A 26884-nucleotide genomic window follows, 5' to 3' on the forward strand; every position below is an offset into this window, starting at 1 on the left:
CAGGGCGTCCTCGCCCGGAATAGTTAGCATGTTTTGGTTATTGGCGCTGCTCGCCTACCTGCTCGGCTCGCTGTCCTTCGCCATCGTCCTCAGCCGCCTGTTCGGTAGCCCGGACCCCCGTTCCAGCGGTTCGGGCAATGCCGGGGCCACCAACATGCTACGCCTGGCAGGCCGCAAGCTGGCGATCCTGACCCTGCTTGGCGACCTGTGCAAGGGCTTGTTGCCAGTATTGCTCGCCCGCCTTGCCGGGCTCGACCTGCACGCGCAGGCCTGGGTTGGCGTATGCGCGGTGCTGGGCCACCTGTTCCCGCTGTACTTTCGCTTCCAGGGCGGCAAGGGCGTCGCGACTGCCGCCGGCCTGCTCATGGCCCTGTACTTCCCAGCCGCACTGCTGGCCATCGCCGCCTGGCTGCTGACCTTCTACCTCACCCGCACCAGCTCGCTGGCAGCGCTGATCGCCACGCCGCTGACCCTGCCCCTGCTCGCTTGGCGCGAGCCAGAGGCCTTGCTACCGATCAGCGTACTCACGGTGATGATCGTCTGGCGTCATCGCAACAACCTGCGCGACCTGTTCGCCGGGCGCGAACGCCACTTCTGACACCATTCAGACCGGCGGTAACTGCTCCATCGGCCAACGCGCCTGCACACTGATCGCCAGGTCCTGCTGCTGCCCCGCCAACAGGCGCTGGCAGCCGGCATAGGCGATCATGGCGCCGTTGTCGGTGCAGAACTGCGGGCGCGCGTAGTACACGTTGCCCTTCATGCTGCCCAGCATGTCCTCGAGGGACGCGCGCAAAGCCTTGTTGGCGCTGACGCCACCGGCGATCACCAGCCGCTTCAGGCCAGTCTGCTTCAGGGCCCGCTTGCACTTGATGGTCAAAGTCTCCACCACCGCCTGCTGGAATGCCAGGGACACGTCGCAACGGGTTTGCTCACCGTCGTCGCCAGCATCGCGGCATTGCTGCCAGGTGTTCAGGGCGAACGTCTTGAGGCCGCTGAAACTGAATTCCAGGCCTGGGCGATCGGTCATCGGCCGTGGGAAGACAAAGCGCCCCGGTACGCCCTGCTCGGCCAGCCGGGCGATTTCAGGGCCGCCTGGGTAGTTCAGGCCGATCAGCTTGGCGGTTTTGTCGAAGGCCTCACCGGCCGCGTCATCCAGGCTCTCGCCCAACAGTTGGTAATGGCCGATGCCATCAACCCGTACCAGCTGGGTATGGCCGCCCGACACCAACAAAGCGACGAACGGGAATTCGGGTGGGGTTTGTTCCAGCATGGGCGCCAGAAGATGGCCTTCCATGTGGTGCACACCAATGGCCGGAATGTCCCAGGCAAACGCCAGCGCCTGGGCGCAGGAAGCTCCGACCAGCAACGCGCCGACCAGCCCAGGACCCGCGGTGTAGGCGATGGCGTCGATCTCGGTGGCCACGCAGCCAGCCTCGTCCAGCACCTGGCGGATCAGCGGCAGCATGCGCTTGACGTGATCGCGTGAGGCAAGCTCGGGGACCACACCGCCGAACACGCGGTGCAGGTCGATCTGGCTGAACAGCGCGTCGGCCAACAAGCCGCGTTCGCTGTCATATAATGCGACGCCAGTTTCGTCGCAGGATGTTTCCAATCCCAGTACTAGCATGGGTTCGTCCCTTGTGGGGGCTGAATTCGAAGCCGCGCATGATAGTCGCCGTGTCGGGTGCCGACCAGCGGTTTTCGATCAGAGGCTTTGCATTCCGGCCAGCTAAGGGTTAACATCCGCAACCCTTGAAAACCGACGTTCTCCAGCACACCTTTGTTTTGCCAGGAGCACGTCTACCCCGGTAATGAATTAAGGTAGCCCTGGATGCCAGCCGTCAAAGTTAAAGAGAACGAACCCTTCGACGTAGCTCTGCGTCGTTTCAAGCGCTCCTGCGAAAAAGCCGGTGTACTGGCTGAAGTTCGTAGCCGCGAGTTTTACGAGAAGCCGACCGCAGAGCGTAAGCGTAAAGCAGCTGCCGCTGTTAAGCGTCACGCCAAGAAAGTTCAGCGCGAACAGCGCCGCGCCGTTCGTCTGTACTAATACAGACGTTCTACGCAAAGCTTCTGCCCTGCCCGGCTCACCGCCGGGCCGATGGCAGCGGTTGCTACACAATTGCTTCAAACTTGGGCAGCTAGCTCAAGGCCCCTACGCACTCGCGTCATGCGAACTGCAGCAGGGCAACCTGCCTGAAACGTCAGAGCTGGTCCTTGACCAGGCGTGCACGTCCTGTCTGACGAGCCTTCATTGGCTGGCGACGAGCACATACCTCCCTCGCACTTCCCCTTGCAGCATTCGCCCCAACCGGCGCGTGAGCGATTAGACTTGCCAGTTGCCAGATGACGAGACTGCCATGGCCGGGCTGATTCCCCAGAGCTTCATTGACGACCTTATCAACCGCCTCGACATTGTCGACGTGGTGAGTTCGCGCGTCCAGCTGAAAAAAACCGGCAAGAACTACTCCGCCTGCTGCCCGTTCCACAAGGAAAAAACCCCTTCCTTCACGGTCAGCCCCGACAAGCAGTTCTACTACTGCTTCGGCTGCGGCGCCGGCGGCAACGCCCTTGGCTTCGTCATGGACCACGACAACCTGGACTTCCCCCTGGCAGTCGAGGAACTGGCCCGTGCCGCCGGCATGGAAGTGCCACGCGAGGAAGGCCGGCGCGCGCAGAAGCCACGCCAGCCGACAGATTCGCCGCTGTACCCGCTACTGGATGCTGCCACCGAATTCTATCGCCAGGCCCTGCGCAGCCACCCGACCCGCAAGGCGGCGGTGGATTACCTCAAGGGGCGCGGCCTGTCCGGTGAGATTGCCCGCGACTTCGGCCTGGGCTTTGCCCCGCCAGGCTGGGACAACCTGCTCAAGCACCTGGGCGCCGACAGCCTGCAGCAAAAGGTGATGATCGACGCCGGCCTGCTGATCGAGAACGCCGAGAGCGGCAAGCGCTATGACCGCTTCCGCGACCGTGTGATGTTCCCGATCCGCGACAGCCGTGGCCGGGTGATCGCCTTTGGTGGCCGCGTGCTGGGCGACGACAAGCCCAAGTACCTCAACTCCCCGGAAACCCCGGTTTTCCACAAGGGCCAAGAGCTCTACGGGCTTTACGAGGCACGCAAGCACAACCGCAACCTCGATGAAATCATTGTCGTCGAGGGCTACATGGACGTTATCGCACTGGCCCAGCAAGGCCTGCGCAATGCCGTCGCCACCCTCGGCACCGCCACCAGCGAAGAACACCTCAAGCGCCTGTTCCGTGTGGTGCCCAGCGTACTGTTCTGTTTTGACGGCGACCAAGCCGGGCGCAAAGCCGCCTGGCGCGCACTGGAGTCGACCTTGTCGGCCCTGCAGGACGGCCGCCGCGCACGCTTTTTGTTCCTGCCCGAAGGCGAAGACCCGGACAGCCTGGTGCGCGCCGAAGGCACCGATGCTTTCATGGCACGCATCAACCAGCACGCCCAGCCACTGGCGGATTACTTTTTCGAGCAATTGAGCATTGAGGCCGACCCGCGCTCGCTGGAAGGCAAAGCGCATCTGGCCACCCTGGCTGCACCGCTGGTCGAAAAAATCCCGGGCGCCAACCTGCGCCAGCTGATGCGTAACCGCCTGAAAGAAATTACCGGCCTCGACCCGCAGCAAGTAGAGCAACTGGCCCAACAGCCGGCTGCCAACAGCAGCGTACCGGACTACGACCCGGGCTATGACTACGACGCCATGGCCAGCTACACCCCGGACTTCGGCGACATGCCGCAGCACGACTACGCCCCGGCGCAGCAAGAGCAGCAATGGAAGCCGAACAAGGGTGGCGGCAAGAAACCGTGGAGCGACAAGCCCTGGGACAAAAACCGCAAAGGCGGCAAGCCCTGGCAGCAACGCGATGAGGCGCCACCGCGCACGCCAGCCCCCGTGGAGCCGCCTACTCTGGCCGCCCTGCGCACCCTGCTGCACCACCCGCTGCTGGCCGGAAAGGTGGAAGATGCCAGCCACTTCGCCGACGAAGAGCACCTCTACAGCCAGTTGCTGGTGGCATTGATCGAAGCCGCGCAGAAGAATCCTGGGCTAAGCTCAATGCAGCTGATTGCACGCTGGCACGGCACCGAACAGGGCCGTTTGCTGCGGGCATTGGCCGAGAAGGAATGGCTGATCGTGGCCGACAACCTTGAACAACAGTTTTTCGACACTATAACTAGCTTGTCCGCCCGCCAACGCGAGCGCAGCCTGGAACATCTGCTCAGGAAAGCACGTCAAAGCGAGTTGAGCAGTGAGGAAAAATCTCAGCTTCTCGCCCTGCTTAGCAGGAATGTTCCCGCACAAACGCCGACCTCATCTGGCGCGTGAGGCCCATGCTCGGGTATAATCCTCGGCTTGTTTTTTGCCCGCCAAGACCTTCAGTGGATAGGGTGTTATGTCCGGAAAAGCGCAACAGCAGTCTCGTATCAAAGAGTTGATCACCCGCGGTCGTGAGCAGGGCTACCTGACTTACGCGGAGGTCAACGACCACCTGCCTGAGGATATTTCAGATCCTGAACAGGTGGAAGACATCATCCGCATGATCAACGACATGGGGATCAACGTATTCGAGAGTGCTCCGGATGCGGATGCCCTTCTGTTGGCGGAAGCCGACACCGACGAAGCCGCGGCCGAAGAAGCCGCTGCTGCGTTGGCGGCAGTTGAAACCGATATCGGCCGCACGACCGACCCGGTGCGCATGTACATGCGTGAAATGGGTACTGTCGAGCTGCTGACCCGCGAAGGCGAGATCGAAATCGCCAAGCGTATCGAGGAAGGCATCCGTGAAGTCATGGGCGCCATCGCTCACTTCCCGGGTACTGTCGACTACATTCTCAGCGAATACGATCGTGTCACCACCGAAGGTGGCCGTCTGTCCGATGTGCTCAGCGGTTACATCGACCCTGATGACAACATCGCTGCCCCGACCGAAGAAGTGCCTGTTCCAGGCGCCAAGGCCGCGGCTACCAAGGAAGAAACAGACGACGAAGAAGAAAGCGAAGAGAGCGATGACGAGGAAGAGGCCGAAAGTGGCCCGGACCCCGTCGTAGCAGCTCAGCGTTTCGGTGCCGTTGCCGATCAGCTTCAAGTCACCAACAAGGTGCTGAAGAAGAGCGGTCGCAGCGCCAAGGAAAGCATCGCGGCCCTTCAGGCCCTGGCTGACCTGTTCATGCCGATCAAGCTGGTACCCAAGCAGTTCGAGGTACTGGTCGAGCGCGTGCGTGATGCACTGAGCCGCCTGCGTCAGCAAGAACGCGCCATCATGCAACTGTGCGTCCGTGACGCCCGCATGCCGCGTGCCGACTTCCTGCGCATGTTCCCAAGCAACGAAACCGACCAGACCTGGAGCGGTGACCTGGCCAAGCGTAGCACCAAGTGGGCTGCCGCCCTGGGTGAAAAAGACGCTGCCATCGTCGCTTGCCAACAGAAGCTGATCGACCTTGAGACCGAGACTGGCCTGACCGTCGCCGAGATCAAGGAAATCAACCGTCGCATGTCGATCGGTGAAGCCAAGGCCCGCCGCGCCAAGAAAGAAATGGTCGAGGCGAACCTGCGTCTGGTGATCTCCATCGCCAAGAAGTACACCAACCGTGGCCTGCAGTTCCTCGATCTGATCCAGGAAGGCAACATCGGCTTGATGAAAGCGGTGGACAAGTTCGAATACCGTCGCGGCTACAAGTTCTCGACATATGCCACCTGGTGGATTCGCCAGGCGATCACCCGCTCGATCGCCGACCAGGCGCGCACCATCCGTATTCCGGTGCACATGATCGAGACGATCAACAAGCTCAACCGCATTTCCCGGCAGATGTTGCAGGAAATGGGTCGTGAACCGACCCCGGAAGAGCTGGGCGAGCGCATGGAAATGCCTGAGGACAAGATCCGCAAGGTACTGAAGATCGCCAAAGAGCCGATCTCCATGGAAACCCCGATCGGTGACGACGAAGACTCGCACCTGGGCGACTTCATCGAGGACTCGACCATGCAGTCCCCGATCGATGTAGCCACGGTCGAAAGCCTCAAGGAAGCCACCCGCGACGTGCTCTCGGGCCTGACCGCCCGCGAAGCCAAAGTGCTGCGTATGCGCTTCGGCATCGACATGAACACCGACCACACCCTCGAAGAGGTGGGCAAGCAGTTCGACGTGACCCGTGAACGGATCCGTCAGATCGAGGCGAAGGCGTTGCGCAAATTGCGCCACCCAACTCGCAGCGAGCATCTGCGCTCCTTCCTCGACGAGTGATGACAAACCCCGGCCCAGGCCGGGGTTTTTCTTTTACGGCCCCGGCTGCAACACAATGCCCGACTTCCGCCCCACATCCCCCTGAATGCCGGTCTACACTCGTCGTCAGACACTCTGATCGCGAGGCCGCTATGCCCCTGATGCCGGCCATCCTGTTGCTGCTCCTGATTCTGTGGACCACAACGGCCGGCGCCCTGACCCTGACAGACGAGGAAAAAGCCTGGCTGGCTGCCCACCCGCAGTTGAGCCTGGGCGTAGACGCCTCTTGGCCACCGTTCGAGTTTCGCGACCAGGAGGGCCGGTACCAGGGATTGGCCGCCGACTACATCGCCATGATCCAGGAACGCCTGGGTGTGACGCTAAAACCGGTCGAGCCAAAGAGCTGGACCGAGGTATTGGCGCAAGCGCGCGATGGCAAGCTCGACCTGCTCCCCGGCATCATGTCGACCCCAGAGCGTCAGGGTTATCTGGCCTTCACCCGCCCCTACCTCGACTTCCCCATTGTCATCCTTGCCCACAAAGGCGGTGCACAACCCCGTTCATTGAAAGACCTGTACGGCCTGAAAATCGCCGTGGTCGAGGATTACGCCCCACACGAACTACTGCGCACCCACCACCCGGACCTCAACCTGGTGGCCATGCCCAATGTCAGTTCGACGCTGCAAGCCCTGGCCACAGACGAGGTCGATGCCGTGGTCGGCGACCTCGCCTCGAGCATCTGGAGCTTGCGCCAGCTCAAGCTCGACGGCCTCTACGTCAGCGGCGAAACGCCCTACCGCTACCAGCTGGCCATGGCCGCACCGCGGGATAACAAAGTCCTGGTGGGCATTCTCGATAAGGTCATGACCGACATGACCAGCGCCGAAGTCAGCCATATTCAGCAGCGCTGGGTCGGCAACGTGGTGGACCAGCGCATGTTCTGGTCCGACATGCTCATCTATGGCTTGCCTGCAGTGCTGCTACTGGTGGCGATTCTCGCAGTAGTCATTCGTATCAACCGTCGGCTCAGCTCGGAAATTTCCCGTCGCATCGCCCTGGAACAAGAACTGCGCAGCAGCGAGTATCACTACCGCGGCCTGGTCGAAAGCCTGTCGGCAATCGCCTGGGAGGCGGACGCCAACGACTTTACCTACAGCTATGTCTCGCCCCACGCCGAGGACCTGCTCGGCTACCCGCTGCATGATTGGCTCAAACCGGGCTTCTGGCGCAGCATCCTGCACCCCGAGGACGCGCTCTGGGCCCAGGCCTACTGCGACAGCGAGACCGCCGCCAGGCGTGATCACAGCCTCGACTACCGGGTGATCCGCGCCGATGGCCAAGCGCTCTGGGTGCGCAACATCGTCAGCATGATCGAGCATGGCCATCGGCCGGTGATGCGCGGGCTGATGATCGACATCAGCGAGACCAAACGCACCGAGGATGCCCTGCGCCTGTCGGAGCAGAAATTCGCTTCGGTGTTCCAGCAATGCCCGGACATCCTGCTGATCGCCCGCCACAGCGACGGCTGCCTGCTGGAGGTCAACGAGGCCTTCGAGGAGCAGATCGGCCTGACCCCGGGCCAAGTCATCGGCCGCACCGCCACCGAGCTGGACCTGTGGGCCTTAGAAGGCAGCGGCCCACGTTTGCTCGAACGCCTGCACCAAGGCGGCATCCGCAACCTCGAGATGAGCTTCCGGCGCAGCAACGGCCAGCTGTTCACGGGCCTGACCTCGGCAGAAACCTTCGAACTCGATGGCACCCCGGCGCTGGTGGTGGCCGTGCGCGACATCAGCCAGCTCAAGGAAACCCAGGAGCAACTGCAAACCTCGGAAGAGAAGTTCGCCAAGGCGTTCCACGCATCACCCGATGGCCTGCTGCTGTCGCGCCAGAGTGATGGGCTGCTGATTGAGGTCAACGAAGGCTTCTGCCGCCTCACCGGCTATGACTTGAACCCGAGCATCGACCAGACCTCCCTCGACCTCGGCATCTGGGTTGACCTGAACGAACGCAAGCGCCTGGTCGACCAACTCAAGCGTGATGGCTTCGTGCGTGATTTCAGCTGCCACATCCGCCGCAGCGATGGGCAGATCCGCCTGTGCGAGCTGTCTGCCCGGCCCCTGCCGATCGGCGGTGTCGACTGCATGCTGACCATCGCCCGCGATATCACCGAGCGCCACTTGATGCAGGAAAAACTGCAACTGGCCGCCACCGTTTTCGAAAACACCGCCGAGGGCGTGCTGATCACCGATATCGACCAGCGCATCAGCGCGGTCAACCGCGCCTTCAGCGAAATCACGGGCTACAGCGAGATCGAAGCGCTCGGCCAGACCCCGCGCCTGCTTGCCTCTGGCCAGCACGACAGCGCCTTCTATGCCGCCATGTGGCACCAACTGACCGCCGAGGGCCATTGGCAGGGCGAGATCTACAACAAGCGCAAGAATGGCGAGTTCTACCCTGGCTGGCTGACCATCAGCGCGGTGCGCAACAGCGAGCGTGAAATCACCCACTTCGTCGCCGTGTTCGCCGACATCTCCAGCCTCAAGCACGCCCAGGCCAAGCTCGACTACCAGGCCCACCACGACCCACTGACCGGCCTGCCCAACCGCGCGTTGTTCGAGAATCGCCTGCAGGCGGTGCTTACCTGCGCCCAGGTCTCCAACCGCCAGGGCGCGGTCCTGTTCCTCGACCTCGACCGCTTCAAGCACATCAACGACAGCCTTGGCCACCCGGTCGGCGACCTGTTGCTCAAGGGTATCGCCCAGCGCCTGAAAGAGCAGGTGCGTGACGTCGACACCGTGGCCCGCCTGGGCGGTGACGAGTTCATCATCCTTCTGCCCGGCCTGCACAGGCCCAGCGACGCCAACAGCATCGCCGGCAAGTTGCTGGCCTGCTTCAGCGCGCCGTTCCAGGCCGGCGAGCACGAGTTCTTCACCAGCGCCAGCATCGGCATCAGCCTGTACCCCCAGGACGGCAGCGACGTCTCGACGCTGATTCGCAATGCCGACGCTGCCATGTACCGCTCCAAGGCCAAAGGCCGCAACCGTGTAGAAGCCTACACCCGCGACCTCACCGCCCAGGCCAGCGAACGCATCGCCCTCGAACATGAGTTGCGCCGCGCCGTCGAGCGCAACGAGATGAGCCTGTGCTTCCAGCCCAAGCTCAGCCTCAAGACCCAGAGCCTGGTCGGTGCCGAAGCGCTGATCCGCTGGAGCCACCCGACCTTTGGTGAGGTGCCGCCAGAGCATTTCATTCACCTGGCAGAAGAGAACGGCACCATTCTTCAGTTGGGCGACTGGGTGCTGGAGCAGGCCTGCCGGCAGATGCACCTCTGGAAGATGCACTACGAAGACTTCGGCCCCCTGTCGATCAACCTCGCCGGCGCCCAACTGCGTCACCCGCACCTGGCGCGGCGCATCGAACAGTTGCTCAAGACCTATCAACTGAAGGCGGGTGACCTGCAGCTGGAGATCACCGAGAACTTCATCATGAGCCAGGCCGAGGAAGCCCTGGCCGTGCTGCACCAGTTGAAAAAGCTGGGCGTGCAATTGGCCATCGACGATTTCGGCACCGGCTATTCGTCGCTCAGCTACCTCAAACGCCTGCCGCTGGACATCCTCAAGATCGACAAGTCGTTCATCCGCGGCCTGCCCGAGGACCCCCACGACGCCGCCATCGCCCGCGCAATCATTGCCCTGGGCCGCAGCATGCAGTTCACCATCATTGCCGAAGGCGTGGAAAACCAGGCCCAGCAGCGCTTCCTCGCCGCCGAAGGCTGCGAACAGATCCAAGGCTACATCGTCAGCCTGCCCCTGCCGGCGGAGGAATTCGCTGCGGCGTTTCTTCGTATAGCACTAACCGATCTTTCGGATGGCACCCTTTCAAAACCCTCGTTATAATCCGGCCACCTCTGAGGGCCTATAGCTCAGTTGGTTAGAGCAGAGGACTCATAATCCTTTGGTCCACGGTTCGAGTCCGTGTGGGCCCACCATATTCAAAGCCGCGCATTGCGCGGCTTTCTGCTTTTCGGGTTTATCCCACCCGTATCAGTCCTAGGTTCTGTACGAAAAGTTTTGTGGGAGCGGGCTTGTCCCGCGATGGAGTGCGAAGCGCTCCTGTACCCGATATTAAATAGTGTCAAAGACGCCGCGAATTCAGGCTTTGCTGCCGCGTTGCGGCAGATCGCGGGGCAAGTCGGATCGCCGCACCGCCGCTCCCACAACGATGGATGACCATACTTTTCGTACAGAACCTAGGTTGGGTCCGAAGGTAGACGGTTAAAACGTCATCTTGACCTGCAACCCAGCCGCTAGCGCATTGCCTCTTTGCTTGCCAAAGAAAGCCCCAGGCTCGATGTAGTACTGCACGTCCGGGCGCAGCAGTAGCCACGGTGTTACTTGTGCACCGTAATTGAGTTCCAGTACTTGCTCCCCGCTATCGAGCCCGGTAATGACGGCAGTGTCATCTGGGTAGGCCGCAGCAGCTTCCTGCACACCCCGCGTGCGCGGGTTGATAACGGCGCGGCCATAGCCAAAGGAAATGGAGTCTTGCGGGCGGCTGGCAAACGGCTTTTGTTTAACCAGGCCCAGCGAGTACCAGCGGCGCATTGGCGAGGTCGCGGCGTTGCTGGTGGCTGCTTGCCCGAACAACCTCAGCACACTGGCCGGGTCTTGCTCGTCGCGCCAGATCGCCTGATCCACCAGCAGGTAAGCGCCTGTACGGCTGCTGCTTTTGCCGGTGCCGCCAATCTTGGCGTAATCGGACGTGTCGTAGTACCAGCCAACTTTGTATTGGCCATTGAGGAATGCACGGTTATTGATGATCGCCTCCAGCGGCAAGATAGCGCCCGTCGTGCCGTTGCTGGGCATAGCGAACGCTTTGGAGACGCGCGCGTTGTACCCCGGGTTGACCTGGAACAGTGCCGTTTGCAGCGTCAGCGACGGGTTGACGTCATAGCGCAACTCGCCCCCCCAATGTGCGGTCGGGTAGTTGCCCCAGCCACTGCCGCTGGACATGGTCAGCGGATGCGCACAAAAGCCTGCACTGACAAAGTTGGCGAGGATCGGCATGCCGCCGAAATCGGTGCCCATGACCATGTAACCGAGCTTGGTGGACAGGTCTGGCGAGAACAGCGTGCGCTGGTAACTCAACTCGGTCAGCCGCGTATATTCGCCCCCGTAGACCTCTTGCGCGGACATGCGGTTGCCAATCAGGTCTTCGGTGGCGCTGTGGCCGCGACGATCGTTGAGCAGTACTTGCACGCGCCCGGCATCTGGGGTGTCGAGCAGTTTGCTCAAATCAAACTGAGCGCCCAAACGTATCTGTTGTGCATAGCGAGTACCGCGTTTGATACCGCCATGCAGGTTGGAAATGGTTTCCGAGGTGTAGTCGCCCGTCAGCTTGATACCCTGGTCTTCCAGCCTCTGACGCTGCCCGCCCCAGTTACCGGTGAGTGTAGGTTGGGTCATCAGGTGGGCAGTATCGGCCAATGCGCAGGGCAGTGGCAGAAGGCAAAGCGATAAACCGCTGCACAGGCTGCCGGCCAGCACGGCGCGGAGGGGTAATGACATTTTGCGCGGGTTCCTTGCTTGAGAAGTCGTTGAACAGTTCTGGCTTTTGCGTGATGGGCTGACTGGCGGGAAAAAAAATCCCCGCGAGCGGGGATTTTTCGTAGTGCACCAGAGCCGTTACGGCTTGCTGCCGTCAGGCAATGCGTAAGCGATGATGTAATCGCCCACATCTGGCGAGTGGCTCATGCCGCCAGCGGAAATCACCACATACTGCTTGCCGGTCGTGGGGGACTTGTAGATCAGCGGCGCTGCTACGGCACCTACTGGCAAGCGGGCCTTCCACACTTCTTTGCCGGTTGCCGAGTCGAGCGCACGCAGGTAGTAGTCCTGGGTGCCCGCGAAGAACACCAGGCCGGATGCCGTCGAAGTAGGGCCGCCGAGTGTCGGCATACCCAAAGGGATCTGCAGGTGCGTCTTGATGCCCAGTGGGCCGGTATCCTGAACCGTGCCCAGTGGCACCTGCCACACCAGTTTCTGGGTGTTGAGGTCAATCGCGCTCATGCTGCCAAACGGTGGCGTATTGCACGGTACGCCCAGTGGCGACTGGAGGATGTCGATCTTCACACCGCCATAGATGCCCGCGACCTGCGGCCGAATAGTGCCCATGAAGCCAGGCACCTCATCGGTCGACACTTTGTACTTGCGGGTGTTTTCCTGGGTTACCAACGACATGCGCAGTGGCATACGCATGTCGTTGACGAACATCATGCCGGTGTTTTCATCAATAGAAATGCCACCCCAGTTCATGCCACCCAACAGCCCTGGCCATTCGATGTACGGCTTTTCAGAGGGCGGTGTGAACGGGCCGACATACACCGAGTCCTTGAACATCATCCGGCAGTAGAGCTGGTCGAAAGTGGACACACCCCACATCGATTGCTCGGTCAGCGGGTCCGCGCCAATGACGGGCATACCCGCCGAGTACGGCTGGGTCGGTGACAGGTGTTCGCCTTCTGCGGCCGGTGAAGTGGGAACAGGGCGCTCCTGAACTTCAGTGACCGGCTGGCCAGTGCGGCGATCCAGCACGAAGATATGGCCGGTCTTGGTGGTCTGGATCAGCACCGGGGTCTTGGTGCCTTGGGCGTTTTTCATCTCGTACAGCACGGGTTGCGAAGGCAGGTCGTAGTCCCAGACATCATGATGGACAGTCTGGAAAACCCACTTGGCCTTACCTGTCGATGCATCGACCGCGACAATGGCTGTGCCGAACTTTTCTTTCACCTGGTTACGGTCGCCACCCCAATAGTCAGGTGGGCCATTGCCGGTAGGCAGGTAGACCAGATTCAGTTCTTTATCGTAGGTGGGAATGGTCCATACGTTAGGTGTTTCAAGCGCGAACTGATGGTCAGCCGCCGCAGTGTCGGTACCCTCAGGCGCACCGACATCCCAGGCCCATACCAACGAACCGCTCAGCACATCGAATGCACGCACGGCACCAGAAGGCTCGCCGGCCACGATGTCACGTACCCAGCCCCCCACCACTGTGAGGTGGCCCATGACCACAGGCAGAGACGTCGGGTGGTAGCGCTTGCTGTTTTCCGTTGGCCCCATGCCCTTCTTGAGGTCAACGTAACCGTCCTCGCCGAAGTTGGGGCAAAGGGTGCCGGTGTGTGCATCCAGGGCAAACAGCCGGGCATCGACCGACGATACCAGGATGCGCTGGCGGCATTGCTGGTCGCTGGCGTGAGAGGCTTTTACCTCGGCGCTGAGGCTGTCGTCCCGGTCGATGTCGTAATAGCCCACGCCACGGCAGGTCACATGCTCTTCGCTTTTGGCGTGAGGGTCGAACTTCCAGAGGGGTTTGCCGGTATCGCCATCAAGCGCGGTGATCAGGTTTTCCGGCGTGCACGAGTACAGGACGTTGCCGATCTGCAATGGCGTGTTCTCGTCGACACCCGCACCTGGGCCGCTGGTTCTGCGGCCGGTCCGGTAGGTCCAGGCAACTTGCAGGTCCTTGACGTTTTCCGGGGTGATTTGCGTGTAGGGCGCGAAGCGCGTGCCCGAGGCGCTGCGCCCAAAGAACTCCCAGTTTTCCGGGGCTGTGGAGGCAGCGTCTGGGGTTGTCAGGCTACCTGCTGCGATGGGGTTCGAGATGCCGCCATGTGGGAAGAAGGCGGCGATGAACGTGGCGATCAATGCCAGCAACAGGGCAAACCCGGAGCGATTGGCGGTTCGGCGTGTGCTCGAAGAGGTAGTGGGCAGTGCAGCGCCCACCCACAGGCTCAGGGTCAGGATGATGGCCGGGACCACCAGACGCGGCAGCAGTGGCCAGTAACTAAGTTGCCCCACTTCGTAAAATGCCCAGGCGCAGGTGGCCAGGAATATCAGAATCGAAAGTACAATACTGATACGCTTGCGCAAGCACACGGCTACGGCCAACACGGCGTAGGCAAGCCCCGCCAGCAGGTAGTAACTTGACCCGCCCAGTGCTAATAGTTTGCAACCGCCGTAAATCAAACCCAGCGCCACACACATTACAAGTAGCGCAAATAGCAGTCGAGCGGCACTGCTTAACGAGCGCCTCCCCGCGTTGGAACACGTGTCATCCGTCATGGTTGTGTAAGCTCTGTGGGTATATGCATGGTTGTTCCATCAGGGCGCAAGCACGCCGCCAGAGAAGTCAGGCTGCGCAGCCTGCCAATAGCAAGAATCGCCAAGATCATCAGCGTTAGATGAAAGGTCAGTTATTCAGGCAGGCCGCTAGAACGGCCCTGTTGGCACGAAACTTTGTAAAACGAACAATTATTCAACGTCAGCAACCTGAATACCGAGGTTTGACGTTGCTTAAAGGATAAGTCCGACTATCCCCAGGATAAACCAACGCGTCTGCAACAGCTTTTATACGAACCTGTAACAATGACAAAGCCGCGCCATCGCGCGGCTTTGTCATTTCAACTTGGTCAGGCTTTGCAGATCAAGATTGCATCTTCGATACGGCAGCTTTCCTGCTTCCCGTCATACCCCCAATGAATGGAGGGGAGCGGGCCGCTTGCCACAGAACTGCCATCCTCGTTGAACACTTCAATAACCGCGTTCCACAAACTTGTGCGAGGTGTTTCGCTGCCGGGGTCCAGGCATAACAGGTGAGTGATCTGGAAATCACCCTCGTTTTCATAACCCTGATAACCGACCACCATCATCCAGTGGCCACTGCCACCAGGCCAGCGCACCCCGATAATCGGGGCAGACATGCAGTCGATTGAATCCTGGACCTGTTGAACAATGTCTTTTTTACTGCCGGTAACGTACTCAGCGCCCACCCCCACACCACTGAAGCACTCGACCAGCCTCAGCATGTCCTTGTGGTCGGTGCCTTCTGAAACCAGTGCGCCCAAACTACGTATTTCGGAACGAAAACGCCCTTCGCGGCTGTTGCCATGCCAGAGATACATGTTCCTGGCTTCGCCATAACCCATGACGCCCAGGGTAATCAGGGCCATCACCACACTGTATGGGCCACACGCACCGTCCAGTCCACCTTGGCGCAAATGCACCAACTGACCGCCACGAGCATAGGTCAGCGGCCCATCCGGGGAGACCATCAACCAGGGGCTGACTGTCATCTTGTTCATAGCGCGAATCCTTGCATGACGTGAGGTTAAATCGCAGTGAGCGGGGCGGCGGAAGATATCAATCGGCCACCATTCCGTCCACGCAGATCAACCGGCCGGCAAGTTTGCTGAAGATCAACGACCAAGGATTACAGGGTGGTTACGCGCATTTCTACTTGGCGGGGGTTGTAGAACGTGGTGTCAGCCGGAATATCGCGCATCACCAGCGACATGGCCCCAATCACCACGTTATCGCCAATGCTGATCCGGTCGGCAACAATGCAGCTGTTGGCGCCCAGGCTGACGTTATCGCCAATGCGCAGCGCATACGCCTGCAGCCCAAGGGTCTTGATGCCGATCGAGCAATTCTGCCGAATGAAGAAATTGCGCCCGATGCTCACGTGACGGGTAATCACCACGCCAGGCAGGTGGGCGATGCGCAGCCCGGGCGCGATCTGTGCGCCGATGTCGATGTCTACGGCATACTTCAGATTAAGCCGCTGCTGCATGCGCTTGGCGTGCCGCCGGCCCAGGCCGCCTCGTGCATCCAGATACTGGGCCAGGCGGAAGGCGAAGAGAAAGCGCAGCTTGTTATCCTTGCGGGCGCGGCGCAGCACGTTGAACAACAGGCTGATACGGCGCCCGGGCTTTTTCTTGTTGGAGACTTCCAGTCGCCAGCATTCGAGCAGGTTTGCGAGGTTCATGGCGTGGCTCCACTGCGTACGGCCTGCCATGATGCCGAAACAAAGCCAGCGACGCAGCCTTGCCCTGGCGGCCACTGGCTGGCTAGGCTAGCGGGCCCACTGTAGAGACTTGCCATGTCGGATGCCCGCCCCATCACGCTGGATGAAATCGATCGCCAGCTGATCGCCCTGCTGCAGATCAATGCCCGCGAAAGCGTTGCCACCCTCGCCCGCCTGCTCGGTATCGCGCGCACCACGGTCAACTCGCGCCTGGAGCGGCTGGAGAAGAACAAGGTGATCTCAGGCTACGGCGTGCGCCTTGGCCAGCACGTGATCGGGGGTGGTTTGCAGGCGTATGTCGGGATCAAAGTGCAGCCCCGCTCCGGCAAGGAAGTGGTGCGGCGCTTGAGTGCCATGGGGCAGGTGCAGCAATTGTGCGCGGTGAGTGGCGAATTCGATTATGTGGCCTGGCTGCGGACCGATTCGCCAGAACAACTGGACCAGATGCTCGACCAGATCGGCAGTGTCGACGGGGTGGAAAAAACCACTACGTCGATCATCTTGAGCAGCAAGGTCGACCGCGGGCAGCCGCTCTGAAGTGGCTGGCGATCAGGCTTACTGACTGGCGAGTATGCCTCCTGAACTGTGGATTCTCCCGCCACGCTGGCCTGATTCGTCACAATGACTTTAATTGGATACATTTCGACTAAAACCACTACATTCCTCCAACACTCTGCACCTTAATTACGAACACCCCGCTCCCTAAAATGACCCCCAGGCATCTCCTATACTCAGGCTCCGCCCTCCGCGCAGCCCCTCTGGCAAGGTCACTTCATGAACAACAAGAACCGCCACCCCGCCGACGGCAAAAAACCCATCACCATCTTCGGCCCGGACTTCCCCTTCGCCTTCGATGACTGGCTGGAAAACCCGGCTGGCCTGGGCAGCATCCCTGCCCAGCGGCATGGCGAAGAAGTGGCGATCGTGGGTGCCGGTATCGCCGGCCTGGTGGCGGCCTACGAGCTGATGAAGCTGGGCCTCAAACCGGTGGTCTATGAGGCCTCGAAGCTCGGTGGCCGGTTGCGCTCGCAAGCCTTCAACGGCACCGACGGAATCATCGCCGAGCTCGGCGGCATGCGCTTTCCGGTTTCTTCAACGGCCTTCTACCACTATGTGGACAAGCTGGGCCTGGAGACCAAACCCTTCCCCAACCCGCTGACGCCGGCCTCCGGCAGCACGGTGATCGACCTGGAAGGCCAGACCTACTACGCCGAGAAAGTCGCCGACCTGCCTGAGCTGTTCCATGAAGTGGCCAACGCCTGGGCCGACGCGCTGGAGAGCGGCGCTCAGTTTGCCGACATCCAGCAGGCGATCCGCGACCGTGATGTACCGCGCCTCAAAGAACTGTGGAACACGCTGGTGCCCCTGTGGGACGACCGCACCTTCTACGACTTCGTCGCCACTTCGCGCTCATTCGCCAAGCTGAGCTTCCAGCACCGGGAGGTGTTCGGCCAGGTCGGCTTCGGCACCGGTGGCTGGGACTCGGACTTCCCCAATTCGATGCTGGAAATCTTTCGCGTGGTGATGACCAACTGCGACGATCACCAGCACCTGGTGGTGGGCGGCGTGGAGCAGGTGCCGCAAGGTATCTGGCGGCATGCGCCAGAGCGCTGCGCCCACTGGCCTGAAGGCACCAGCCTCAGCTCGTTACACGGGGGTGCGCCACGCACCGGGGTCAAACGCATCGCCCGTGCCGCCGATGGCCGGCTTGCGGTCACCGACAACTGGGGTGATACCCGTCATTACGCCGCCGTGCTCGCCACCTGCCAGACCTGGCTGCTGACCACCCAGATCGACTGCGAAGAATCGCTGTTCTCGCAGAAGATGTGGATGGCCCTGGACCGCACCCGCTACATGCAATCGTCGAAAACCTTCGTCATGGTCGACCGCCCGTTCTGGAAGGACAAAGACCCGCAAACCGGCCGCGACCTGATGAGCATGACCCTCACCGACCGCCTCACCCGGGGTACCTATCTGTTCGATAACGGCAACGACAAACCCGGTGTGATCTGCCTGTCCTACGCGTGGATGAGCGATGCGCTGAAAATGCTCCCGCACCCGGTCGAAAAGCGCGTGCAACTGGCCCTCGACGCCTTGAAGAAAATCTACCCGAAGACCGATATCGCCGGGCACATCATCGGCGACCCGATCACCATTTCCTGGGAGGCCGACCCGCACTTCCTCGGCGCCTTCAAGGGCGCGCTGCCGGGCCATTACCGCTACAACCAGCGCATGTACGCGCACTTCATGCAGCAGGACATGCCCGCCGAACAACGCGGCATGTTCATCGCCGGTGACGACGTGTCGTGGACGCCGGCCTGGGTAGAAGGCGCGGTGCAGACTTCGCTCAATGCCGTGTGGGGTATCATGAACCACTTCGGTGGCCAGACCCACCCGGACAACCCAGGCCCAGGCGATGTGTTCGATGAAATCGGCCCTATCGCGCTGGCCGACTGAAACAAGGAGGCGCCATGCGCATCGCTCTGTTCCAAGGCGCACCCAACCCACTGGACGTGCCAGGCAACCTGCAACGGCTGCAGCACCAGGCCCAACTGGCGGCTGAGCGCGGCGCTCAACTGCTGGTGTGCCCGGAGATGTTCCTGACCGGCTACAACATCGGCCTGGCCCAGGTCGAACGCCTGGCCGAGGCCAGTGATGGCCTAGCGGCCATGAATGTGGTGGAAATCGCCCAGGCCCATCGCATCGCGATCGTCTATGGCTACCCGGAGCGGGGCGATGACGGCGCGATCTATAACAGCGTGCAACTGATCGATGCCCAGGGTCGCAGCCTGTGCAACTACCGCAAGACGCATCTGTTCGGGGAGCTTGACCGGTCGATGTTCAGCGCAGGCCCCGATCACTTCCCGGTTGTGGAACTGGATGGCTGGAAAGTCGGCATGCTGATCTGCTATGACATCGAGTTCCCGGAGAACGCCCGGCGCCTGGCGCTGGCGGGCGCGGAACTGATCCTGGTGCCGACGGCGAACATGACGCCCTACGATTTCATCTGCCAGGTGACGGTACGGGCACGCGCACAGGAGAACCAGTGCTACCTGGTGTATGCGAACTACTGCGGGGCCGAGGATGAAATCCAGTATTGCGGGCAGAGCAGCATCATCGGCCCGGATGGCAGCCTGCTGGCCATGGCCGGGCGGGATGAATGCCAGTTGCTGGCGGAGCTTGCGCATGAGCGCGTGATAGAGGGGCGCAAGGCATTTCCCTACCTGACCGATTTGCGCCAGGAGCTGCATCTGAGTAAAGGCTGACCGGAGCCCCTCATGCCTGACGCTACGCGCCACCTCACCCTCGCCAACGGCCTGCAGCTGACCCTGCGCCATGCCCCGCGCCTCAAGCGCGCGGCGGCCGCGTTGCGGGTGCACGCGGGTAGCCACGATGCCCCGGCGCAATGGCCTGGGCTGGCCCACTTCCTTGAACACCTGTTCTTCCTCGGGACCCGTACATTCGCGCAGCAGCATGGGCTGATGCGCTACGTCCAGTCCCTCGGCGGCCAGGTCAACGCCAGCACCCGTGAGCGCACCACCGACTTCTTCTTCGAAGTCCCACCGGCGGCGCTGGCCGGAGGGCTGGAGCGCCTGTGCCAGATGTTGGTCGAGCCCGACCTTGGCATCGAGCGCCAGCGCCAAGAGCGTGAGGTGATTCACGCCGAGTTCATCGCCTGGTCACGTAACCCGCAGGCACAACAGCAGTTCGCCTTGCTGCAGTCGGTTTCGCCGCAGCATCCATTAAGCGGCTTTCATGCCGGCAACCGGTTTACCCTTGCCCTGCAGGACCCGGCGTTCCAACGGGCTCTCGGGATGTTTCACCAACGCTTCTACCAGGGCGGGCAGGTCACCCTGAGCCTGTGCGGCCCACAACCCTTGGATGCACTGGAGCGCCTGGGCCGGCAATTTGGCAGCCTGTTCCCGGCCGGTGGGCGTGTCGAGCAAGCAATGCCGCCGCCGCTGCTGGCGGCCGATCAGCCGTTCATCTTCGCCCATGAAGGCCTGCCCGAAGGTGGCGAACGCGCGCTTGGCTTACTGATCGACCTGCTAGGCGACAGCCGCCCGGGCGGATGGCTGAACGCGCTTCGCCAGCGCGGCTGGCTGCGGGGAGTCAAAGCCGAACCGCTGTATGCTTTCGCCGGGCAGATGCTCTGGCACATCGACTTGCAGCTCGGTACCGACGCCTCTGTCGACGAAGCTATCGCATTGCTGCACGGCTGGTTCGGCTTTATTCGCCAGAGCGACCTGCAGCACCTCAATGCCCAGTTCGGCCAACTGCAACGCAGCCGCGAGCGGGCCGCCAGCCCGCTTGAACTGGCACGACGGGACAGCGCAGACCAGCCTTTCGCAGCACTCGACAAGCAAGCTTTACGCGCACTGGAGGCACTGCTTGCCAGCCTCCCTTACGCCAGCCATGGTCAATGGCAGATACCCGCCGCCGACCCTCTGCTGACGGCCGAGCCGCTCGCCGCAAAGGCACCGTTACCCGCGGCATTGGCCATCAGCGACGCGCTGCCACCGACACGCGAGTACGCGGCGCTGTACCTGCGCTGGCACCTGCCTTCACCTCTTCGACGTGCGCTGTTTCCCATCCTGGGCCAGGCCTTGCGTCCCTTGCAGGAGCGCGCCGAACAGGCGGCGTTGCAACTGCAGTTCAGCGAAGCTGGCGAGTATTGGCAGCTACGTTGCGCCGGCCAACCGTCAGCGGTGCTCCGCGCCGTCGATGAAGCCCTCGCCTTGCTGAACGCGCCCTCACACGATAGCTGGCAAGGGCAGCCGAACCCAGAACCCGCGCAGATCCCGATCAGAGCCCTGCTCAAGCAACTGCCTGACGCCATTCTTGGCAGCAATGCCGAGCCGTTGCCGCCTTGCACACTCGACCAGCCACTGCTTGACCAGGTATGGGCAACTGCCCGCTGGCACGGCCTGGCGCTGGGCTTTGAAGAATTGGCCGCCCTTGGCGCCGTGCTGGGCGCCTGCCCAGGCCAGGGCGCCACAGCGACGCCACTGCCCATTTGGCAGGGCCGTCGCTGGGTTGACACTGCGCTCGCAGGCAGCGAAAACGCCCTGCTGCTGTTCTGCCCGGTGGCGGCCAACCAGCAAGCCAGCGGCCGCCTGCTCGCCCAGTTGTTGCAAGGGCCGGTGTACCAACGCCTACGGGTGGAGCTGCAATTGGGCTACGCCGTTTTCAGCGCCTTCCGTCAGATAGAAGGCTGCAATGGCCTGCTGTTCGGCGTGCAGTCGCCCCATGCCAGCCATGCCGAAATACTCGCTCACCTGCATGCGTTGCTAAGCCAGGGCGTGACACTGGACTGCACCGCCCGGCAAGCCTTGGCCGAGCAGTTCGTCGAATCGGCCATGGCCAATGCCGAGGTGGCCGAGTGGGCATGGCAGGCACACATGGCGATACAATCCGACAGGCTGAATGACCTGCACCGGTCTATCCTGATGACGCAACAGGCCGATCTGGACGTGCTCCTAGGCAGCCTTCTTGCCCACCGCGCCCCTTGGCTCTGCCTGGCCAATGCGGCCGCACCAGGCCCAGCTTGGTGAAGAGCAAAGGCGTATTGTTACGTGAACTGCAAGGGCGCTTTTCCAATAATTAACCTTTCAGTACAAATTTTTCTTGTAAGATAGCGCAATCTCAGTCAAGGGAACCTCCGGCGCCCGGCGGTACCCAACAAGTAGCTGACCAACCCAACCCGTTCGGAAGGAGTCATCCCATGTGGACCAAACCTGCATACACTGATCTGCGTATCGGCTTCGAAGTCACCATGTACTTCGCCAACCGCTAAGCTCTGCTTACGGTTCGACGCCTCGGCCCGCCGGGGCGTTTGTGTTTTTCGGATACGGTTTTCCGGTAGAGAGTGGCCATGTACATCCAGATTCTCGGTTCCGCCGCCGGCGGCGGCTTCCCCCAGTGGAACTGCAACTGCGTCAACTGCAAGGGCTATCGCGACGGCAGCCTGCGTGCCACGGCGCGCACCCAGTCGTCCATCGCGCTGTCCGACGACGGCGAGCACTGGGTCCTGTGCAACGCCTCGCCCGATATCCGCGCCCAGCTTCAGGCCTTTGCGCCGATGCAACCGGCCCGCGCCCTGCGCGATACCGGCATCAATGCCATCGTCTTGCTCGACAGCCAGATCGACCACACCACCGGCCTGCTCAGCCTGCGCGAAGGCTGCCCGCATCAGGTCTGGTGCACCGACATGGTCCACCAGGACCTGACCACCGGCTTCCCACTGTTCAACATGCTCAGCCACTGGAACGGCGGCCTGCAGTGGAACCGCATCGAGCTGGAAGGCAGCTTCGTCATCGACGCCTGCCCCAACCTCCGGTTCACCCCCTTCCCCCTGCGCAGCGCCGCGCCGCCCTATTCACCGCACCGCTTCGACCCTCACCCGGGCGACAACCTGGGCCTGCTGGTCGAAGACACCCGCACCGGCGGCAAGCTGTTCTACGCCCCAGGCCTTGGCCAGGTCGACGACAAGCTGCTGGCGATGATGCACGGCGCCGACTGCCTGCTGGTCGACGGCACCTTGTGGGAAGACGATGAAATGCAGCGCCGTGGCGTCGGCACCCGCACCGGCCGCGAGATGGGCCACCTGGCGCAGAACGGGCCAGGCGGCATGCTCGAAGTGCTCGATGGCTTCCCGCGCCAGCGCAAGGTACTTATCCACATCAACAACACCAACCCGATTCTCGATGAAGACTCGCCTGAACGGGCCGAGGTCCAGCGTCGGGGCGTTGAAGTCGCCTTCGATGGCATGAGCATCGCGTTGTAAGGAGGCCTGATGAGCGACCCATTGCCGATGTCCCCTGCCGAGTTCGAGCAGGCCCTGCGCACCAAAGGCGCCTACTACCACATTCATCACCCCTATCACGTGGCGATGTACCAGGGCCGCGCCACCCGCGAGCAAATACAGGGCTGGGTAGCCAACCGCTTCTACTACCAGGTCAACATCCCGATGAAGGATGCCGCGATCCTGGCCAACTGCCCGGACCGCGAAGTGCGCCGCGAGTGGATCCAGCGCCTGCTCGACCACGATGGCGCCCCTGGCGAAGACGGGGGTATCGAAGCCTGGCTGCGCCTTGGCCAGGCCGTTGGCCTGGACCCTGAGCAACTGCGCTCCCAGGAGCTTGTGCTGCCCGGCGTGCGCTTTGCCGTAGACGCCTACGTCAACTTTGCCCGCCGCGCCAGCTGGCAAGAGGCGGCCAGCAGCTCGCTGACCGAGCTGTTCGCCCCGCAGATCCACCAGTCGCGCCTGGACAGCTGGCCACAGCACTACCCCTGGATCGACCCGGCCGGCTACGAATACTTCCGCACCCGCCTGGGCCAGGCCCGGCGTGATGTCGAGCACGGGCTGGCGATTACCTTGCAGCACTACACCACCCGCGCGGGCCAGGAGCGTATGCTGGAGATCCTGCAGTTCAAGCTGGATATCCTCTGGAGCATGCTCGATGCCATGAGCATGGCCTACGAGCTGAACCGCCCGCCTTATCATTCGGTCACCCAGGAACGGGTCTGGCACAAGGGGATCGCCCTATGAGTTTCGATCGCAAGCAGGTGCCGAACTGGCGCCCCGGCTACCGCTTCCAGTACGAGCCGGCCCAGAAAGGCCATGTGCTGCTGTACCCCGAGGGCATGATCAAGCTCAACGACAGCGCCGCGCTGATCGGCGGCCTGATCGACGGCCAACGCGACGTCGCGGCGATCATTGCCGTACTGGCCCAGCAGTTCCCGGATGTCCCGGAAGTGGCCGATGACATCGAGCAGTTCATGGAGGTGGCCCGTGGCGAACACTGGATCGTCCTCGCCTGACCTGCCGGCCACGCCTGAGGTCGGCCTGCCGCTGTGGTTGCTGGCCGAGCTGACCTACCGCTGCCCGCTGCAATGCCCGTACTGCTCCAACCCGCTGGACTTCGCAGCCCAGGGCCAGGAGCTGAGCACCGCGCAGTGGTTCAAGGTGATGGCCGAGGCGCGCGAAATGGGCGCCGCGCAGATCGGCTTTTCCGGTGGCGAACCGCTGGTGCGCCAGGACCTCGCCGCGCTGATCGGCGAGGCGCGCCGGCTGGGCTACTACACCAACCTGATCACCTCGGGCATTGGCCTCACCGAAGCGCGCATCGCCGAGTTCAAGACCGCCGGCCTGGACCACATCCAGATCAGCTTCCAGGCCAGCGACGAGCAGGTCAACAACCTGCTGGCCGGCTCGAAGAAGGCCTTCGCGCAGAAGCTGGAGATGGCCCGTGCCGTAAAAGCCCACGGCTACCCGATGGTGCTCAACTTCGTTACCCATCGACACAACATCGACAAGATCGACCGCATCATCGAGCTGTGCATTGCGCTCGAGGCCGACTTCGTCGAGCTTGCCACTTGCCAGTTCTATGGCTGGGCGCACCTCAACCGCCTGGGGCTGCTGCCGACTCGCGCACAGCTGCAGCGGGCCGAACGTATCACCAATGAATACCGTGACAAGCTCAAGGCCGAAGGCAACCCGTGCAAGCTGATCTTCGTCACCCCTGACTACTACGAAGAACGCCCCAAGGCCTGCATGAATGGCTGGGGCAACCTGTTCCTCACCATCACCCCGGACGGCACCGCCCTGCCCTGCCACGGCGCCCGCCAACTGCCGGTGCAGTTCCCCAACGTGCGTGACCACGACCTGCACCACATCTGGTACGACTCGTTCGGTTTCAACCGCTTTCGCGGTTACCAATGGATGCCTGAGCCCTGCCGCTCCTGCGACGAGAAGGAAAAGGACTTCGGCGGCTGCCGTTGCCAGGCCTTCATGCTCACCGGCGATGCCAGCAACGCCGACCCGGTGTGCGCAAAATCGGCGGATCACGGCATCATCCTCAAGGCCCGCGAGGAGGCAGAAACCGCCCAACTCGCCATTGAAGAGATGACCTTCCGCAATGATCGAAACTCCCGTGTCATCGCCCGCGGCTGAATTCAGCGCAGCCCAGGCCGTCGCCGCTGGTACCGACTTCGCCGAGCTCAAGGTCGGCCCCACCGGGTTGTTCTGGAACGAGTTTCGCCCGGCCGACGGTGCCTGCCGAATCTGGCACTGGCATCAACACCAGGCCCAGTGCCTGACGCCGGATGGTTTCAGCGTGCGCAGCCGGGTTTACGAATATGGCGGGGGCAGCTTTTGCCTCGGCGGTGAAGGGCTGGTCTTCGTCAACGAGAAAGATCAGCAGCTCTATACCCAGACGCTGGACGGTGCCGTACCCAAGCGGCTTACCGACGACCAGCAGTGCCGCTACGGCGATGTGCACTGGCACGACGGCCAAGTGCTGGCGGTCGAAGAGCGCCATGGGCAAACCGTGGAGCATCGCCTGATTGCCCTGCGCGAAGGCTCGCGCGAGGTGCTGGCTGAAGGCGCCGACTTCTACGCATCACCCACCGTGAGCAGTGATGGGCAGCGCCTGGCCTGGGTCGAATGGGACCGCCCGGCACAACCCTGGACACACACGCGCCTGCTACTTCGCCAACGCGACAGCAGCGGCGCATGGGGGCCTGCGTGTTGCGTGGCAGGCCAGGACGAGTCTCTGCAACAACCGCGTTTCGACGCGCAGGGCCGCTTGTATTGCCTGTCTGATCGCGACGGTTTCTGGCAGCCCTGGGGGGAAGTCGACGGGCACTGGCAGGCCCTGCCCGCCGAACCCGCCGACCATGCCTCGGCGCCCTGGCAACTTGGCGCCAGCAGTTGGCTGGCCCTGGGGCCGCAAAGCTATGTGGCCAGTTGGTTCGAGGGCGGTTTTGGGCAGTTGGGGCTGCGCACCGCCGAGCAACCGGTAGAACGTTTCGCCAGTGCCTACACGCGCTTTCGCAGCCTGGCCATGGATGACGGGCACCTCTATGCCATCGCCGCATCCCCCGTCAGCCCGGCGGCAGTCATTGCCATCGACCGCAGCAATCACGAGGTACGCGTGCTGGCAGGGGGTGCCGAGGTACTGCCCGCCGAAGCCATCAGCATGCCGCAGTCCATTCGCTACACCAGTGGCAACGGCATCGCCCATGGCTTCTTCTACCCGGCCATGCACGCCAAGGCGCCCGCGCCCCTGGTGGTGTTTATCCATGGCGGGCCGACGTCGGCCTGCTACCCGGCGCTCGACCCCCGCATCCAGTACTGGACCCAGCGCGGCTTCGCCGTCGCCGACCTGAATTACCGGGGCAGTACCGGCTATGGCCGGGACTATCGCCAGGCCCTGCACCTGCACTGGGGCGAGCGGGATGTCGAGGATGCTTGCGCGGCGGTCACGCACCTGGCCGGGCTGGGGCTGATCGACCCGCACAAGGCCTTCATCCGCGGTGGCAGCGCGGGCGGTTACACCACGCTGTGCGCCCTGGCGTTCCACGACGTGTTCCGAGCGGGGGCCAGCCTCTACGGGGTCAGTGACCCCATTGCCCTGAGCCGCGCCACGCACAAGTTCGAAGGGGATTACCTGGACTGGTTGATCGGCGACCCACTGCAAGACGCCGAGCGCTATCACGCACGCACGCCACTGCTGCATGCCGCGCAGATCAAGGTGCCGGTGGTTTTCTTCCAGGGTGAACTAGATGCTGTGGTGGTGCCGGAGCAGACGCGCCTGATGCTCGATGCACTGAAGGCAAATGGCATAGAGGCCGAAGGGCACTTTTATGCGGGGGAGCGACACGGGTTCCGACAGGCAGAGAACCTGGCGCATGCGCTGGAAGAGGAGTGGAAGTTCTATTGCCGGGTGTTAGGCCAGGTCCCTCACTGAATCTGGCCTTTCGTCGCTAAAAGGGCCGCAAC

20 protein-coding genes and 1 tRNA gene are annotated in these 26884 nt (G+C 62.2%); 16 read left to right on the plus strand and 5 right to left on the minus strand.

Going from position 1 to position 26884, the window contains the following annotated elements; genetic code table 11:
- Positions 1–28: 28 nt before the first annotated feature.
- Positions 29–598 carry a glycerol-3-phosphate 1-O-acyltransferase PlsY gene (plsY, locus tag PC358_RS24390; RefSeq protein ID WP_033703062.1) on the plus strand — a complete coding sequence of 190 codons (570 nt, stop codon included), beginning with the start codon at positions 29–31 and terminating at the stop codon, positions 596–598.
- 6 nt (positions 599–604) lie between these two features.
- On the opposite strand, the gene tsaD is transcribed toward plsY, so the two are convergent.
- Entirely contained in the window at positions 605–1630 is a 1026-nt protein-coding gene (gene tsaD, locus PC358_RS24395; protein WP_033703063.1) for a tRNA (adenosine(37)-N6)-threonylcarbamoyltransferase complex transferase subunit TsaD, read from the minus strand.
- Positions 1631–1834: 204 nt separating this feature from the next.
- On the opposite strand from tsaD, the gene rpsU reads away from it, so the two are divergent.
- The 5 genes from rpsU to PC358_RS24420 all read left to right on the plus strand — a co-directional run bounded on the left by rpsU (position 1835) and on the right by PC358_RS24420 (position 10225).
- A complete protein-coding gene (rpsU, locus tag PC358_RS24400) occupies positions 1835–2050 on the plus strand; it encodes a 30S ribosomal protein S21 (RefSeq protein ID WP_003255575.1) in 216 nt (71 codons plus the stop codon).
- A gap of 310 nt (positions 2051–2360) precedes the next feature.
- Positions 2361–4343 (plus strand): DNA primase, encoded by a 1983-nt coding sequence (dnaG, locus tag PC358_RS24405; RefSeq protein WP_033703064.1) that lies wholly within the window; start codon positions 2361–2363, stop codon positions 4341–4343.
- A gap of 67 nt (positions 4344–4410) precedes the next feature.
- Positions 4411–6258, plus strand: coding sequence for an RNA polymerase sigma factor RpoD (gene rpoD, locus PC358_RS24410; protein WP_033703065.1), 1848 nt, complete (start codon positions 4411–4413; stop codon positions 6256–6258).
- Between the two features lie 131 nt (positions 6259–6389).
- Positions 6390–10133, plus strand: a complete 3744-nt coding sequence (locus PC358_RS24415) for a bifunctional diguanylate cyclase/phosphodiesterase (protein ID WP_033703066.1) — start codon at positions 6390–6392, stop codon at positions 10131–10133.
- A gap of 15 nt (positions 10134–10148) precedes the next feature.
- Positions 10149–10225 (plus strand) — tRNA-Ile (locus PC358_RS24420).
- A gap of 286 nt (positions 10226–10511) precedes the next feature.
- Here the strand turns inward: PC358_RS24420 and PC358_RS24425 are convergent.
- From PC358_RS24425 to PC358_RS24440, 4 genes are all read right to left on the minus strand, one after another.
- Positions 10512–11804 carry a carbohydrate porin gene (locus PC358_RS24425; protein ID WP_033703067.1) on the minus strand — a complete coding sequence of 431 codons (1293 nt, stop codon included), beginning with the start codon at positions 11802–11804 and terminating at the stop codon, positions 10512–10514.
- Positions 11805–11921: 117 nt separating this feature from the next.
- Positions 11922–14357: a membrane-bound PQQ-dependent dehydrogenase, glucose/quinate/shikimate family gene (locus tag PC358_RS24430; RefSeq protein WP_156056805.1), complete on the minus strand. Its 2436-nt coding sequence runs from the start codon at positions 14355–14357 to the stop codon at positions 11922–11924.
- Positions 14358–14704: 347 nt separating this feature from the next.
- Complete coding sequence (locus PC358_RS24435; protein ID WP_033703068.1) at positions 14705–15376, minus strand: hypothetical protein; 672 nt, start codon at positions 15374–15376, stop codon at positions 14705–14707.
- A 128-nt stretch (positions 15377–15504) separates the two neighbouring features.
- A complete protein-coding gene (locus PC358_RS24440) occupies positions 15505–16059 on the minus strand; it encodes a serine acetyltransferase (RefSeq protein ID WP_033703069.1) in 555 nt (184 codons plus the stop codon).
- Positions 16060–16173: 114 nt separating this feature from the next.
- On the opposite strand from PC358_RS24440, the gene PC358_RS24445 reads away from it, so the two are divergent.
- The 10 genes from PC358_RS24445 to PC358_RS24485 all read left to right on the plus strand — a co-directional run bounded on the left by PC358_RS24445 (position 16174) and on the right by PC358_RS24485 (position 26852).
- Positions 16174–16635, plus strand: coding sequence for an Lrp/AsnC family transcriptional regulator (locus PC358_RS24445; protein WP_033703070.1), 462 nt, complete (start codon positions 16174–16176; stop codon positions 16633–16635).
- Between the two features lie 237 nt (positions 16636–16872).
- Positions 16873–18555, plus strand: coding sequence for a flavin monoamine oxidase family protein (locus tag PC358_RS24450; RefSeq protein WP_033703071.1), 1683 nt, complete (start codon positions 16873–16875; stop codon positions 18553–18555).
- A gap of 14 nt (positions 18556–18569) precedes the next feature.
- Complete coding sequence (locus PC358_RS24455; protein ID WP_033703072.1) at positions 18570–19364, plus strand: carbon-nitrogen hydrolase family protein; 795 nt, start codon at positions 18570–18572, stop codon at positions 19362–19364.
- Between the two features lie 12 nt (positions 19365–19376).
- Complete coding sequence (gene pqqF / locus PC358_RS24460; protein WP_033703073.1) at positions 19377–21653, plus strand: pyrroloquinoline quinone biosynthesis protein PqqF; 2277 nt, start codon at positions 19377–19379, stop codon at positions 21651–21653.
- Between the two features lie 170 nt (positions 21654–21823).
- Positions 21824–21895, plus strand: coding sequence for a pyrroloquinoline quinone precursor peptide PqqA (pqqA, locus tag PC358_RS27435; RefSeq protein ID WP_003243383.1), 72 nt, complete (start codon positions 21824–21826; stop codon positions 21893–21895).
- A 78-nt stretch (positions 21896–21973) separates the two neighbouring features.
- Positions 21974–22885, plus strand: coding sequence for a pyrroloquinoline quinone biosynthesis protein PqqB (pqqB, locus tag PC358_RS24465; protein WP_033703075.1), 912 nt, complete (start codon positions 21974–21976; stop codon positions 22883–22885).
- 9 nt (positions 22886–22894) lie between these two features.
- Positions 22895–23650 (plus strand): pyrroloquinoline-quinone synthase PqqC, encoded by a 756-nt coding sequence (pqqC, locus tag PC358_RS24470; protein WP_033703077.1) that lies wholly within the window; start codon positions 22895–22897, stop codon positions 23648–23650.
- Positions 23647–23922, plus strand: a complete 276-nt coding sequence (pqqD, locus tag PC358_RS24475) for a pyrroloquinoline quinone biosynthesis peptide chaperone PqqD (RefSeq protein WP_033703078.1) — start codon at positions 23647–23649, stop codon at positions 23920–23922. The genes pqqC and pqqD overlap by 4 nt, the downstream gene beginning before the upstream one ends.
- Positions 23894–25054, plus strand: coding sequence for a pyrroloquinoline quinone biosynthesis protein PqqE (pqqE, locus tag PC358_RS24480; protein WP_033703079.1), 1161 nt, complete (start codon positions 23894–23896; stop codon positions 25052–25054). The genes pqqD and pqqE overlap by 29 nt, the downstream gene beginning before the upstream one ends.
- A complete protein-coding gene (locus tag PC358_RS24485) occupies positions 25020–26852 on the plus strand; it encodes a S9 family peptidase (protein ID WP_033703080.1) in 1833 nt (610 codons plus the stop codon). Before pqqE ends, PC358_RS24485 begins: the two co-directional genes overlap by 35 nt.
- Positions 26853–26884 lie beyond the last annotated feature (32 nt).

The organism is Pseudomonas capeferrum (genome assembly GCF_000731675.1).
Taxonomy (GTDB): domain Bacteria; phylum Pseudomonadota; class Gammaproteobacteria; order Pseudomonadales; family Pseudomonadaceae; genus Aquipseudomonas; species Aquipseudomonas capeferrum.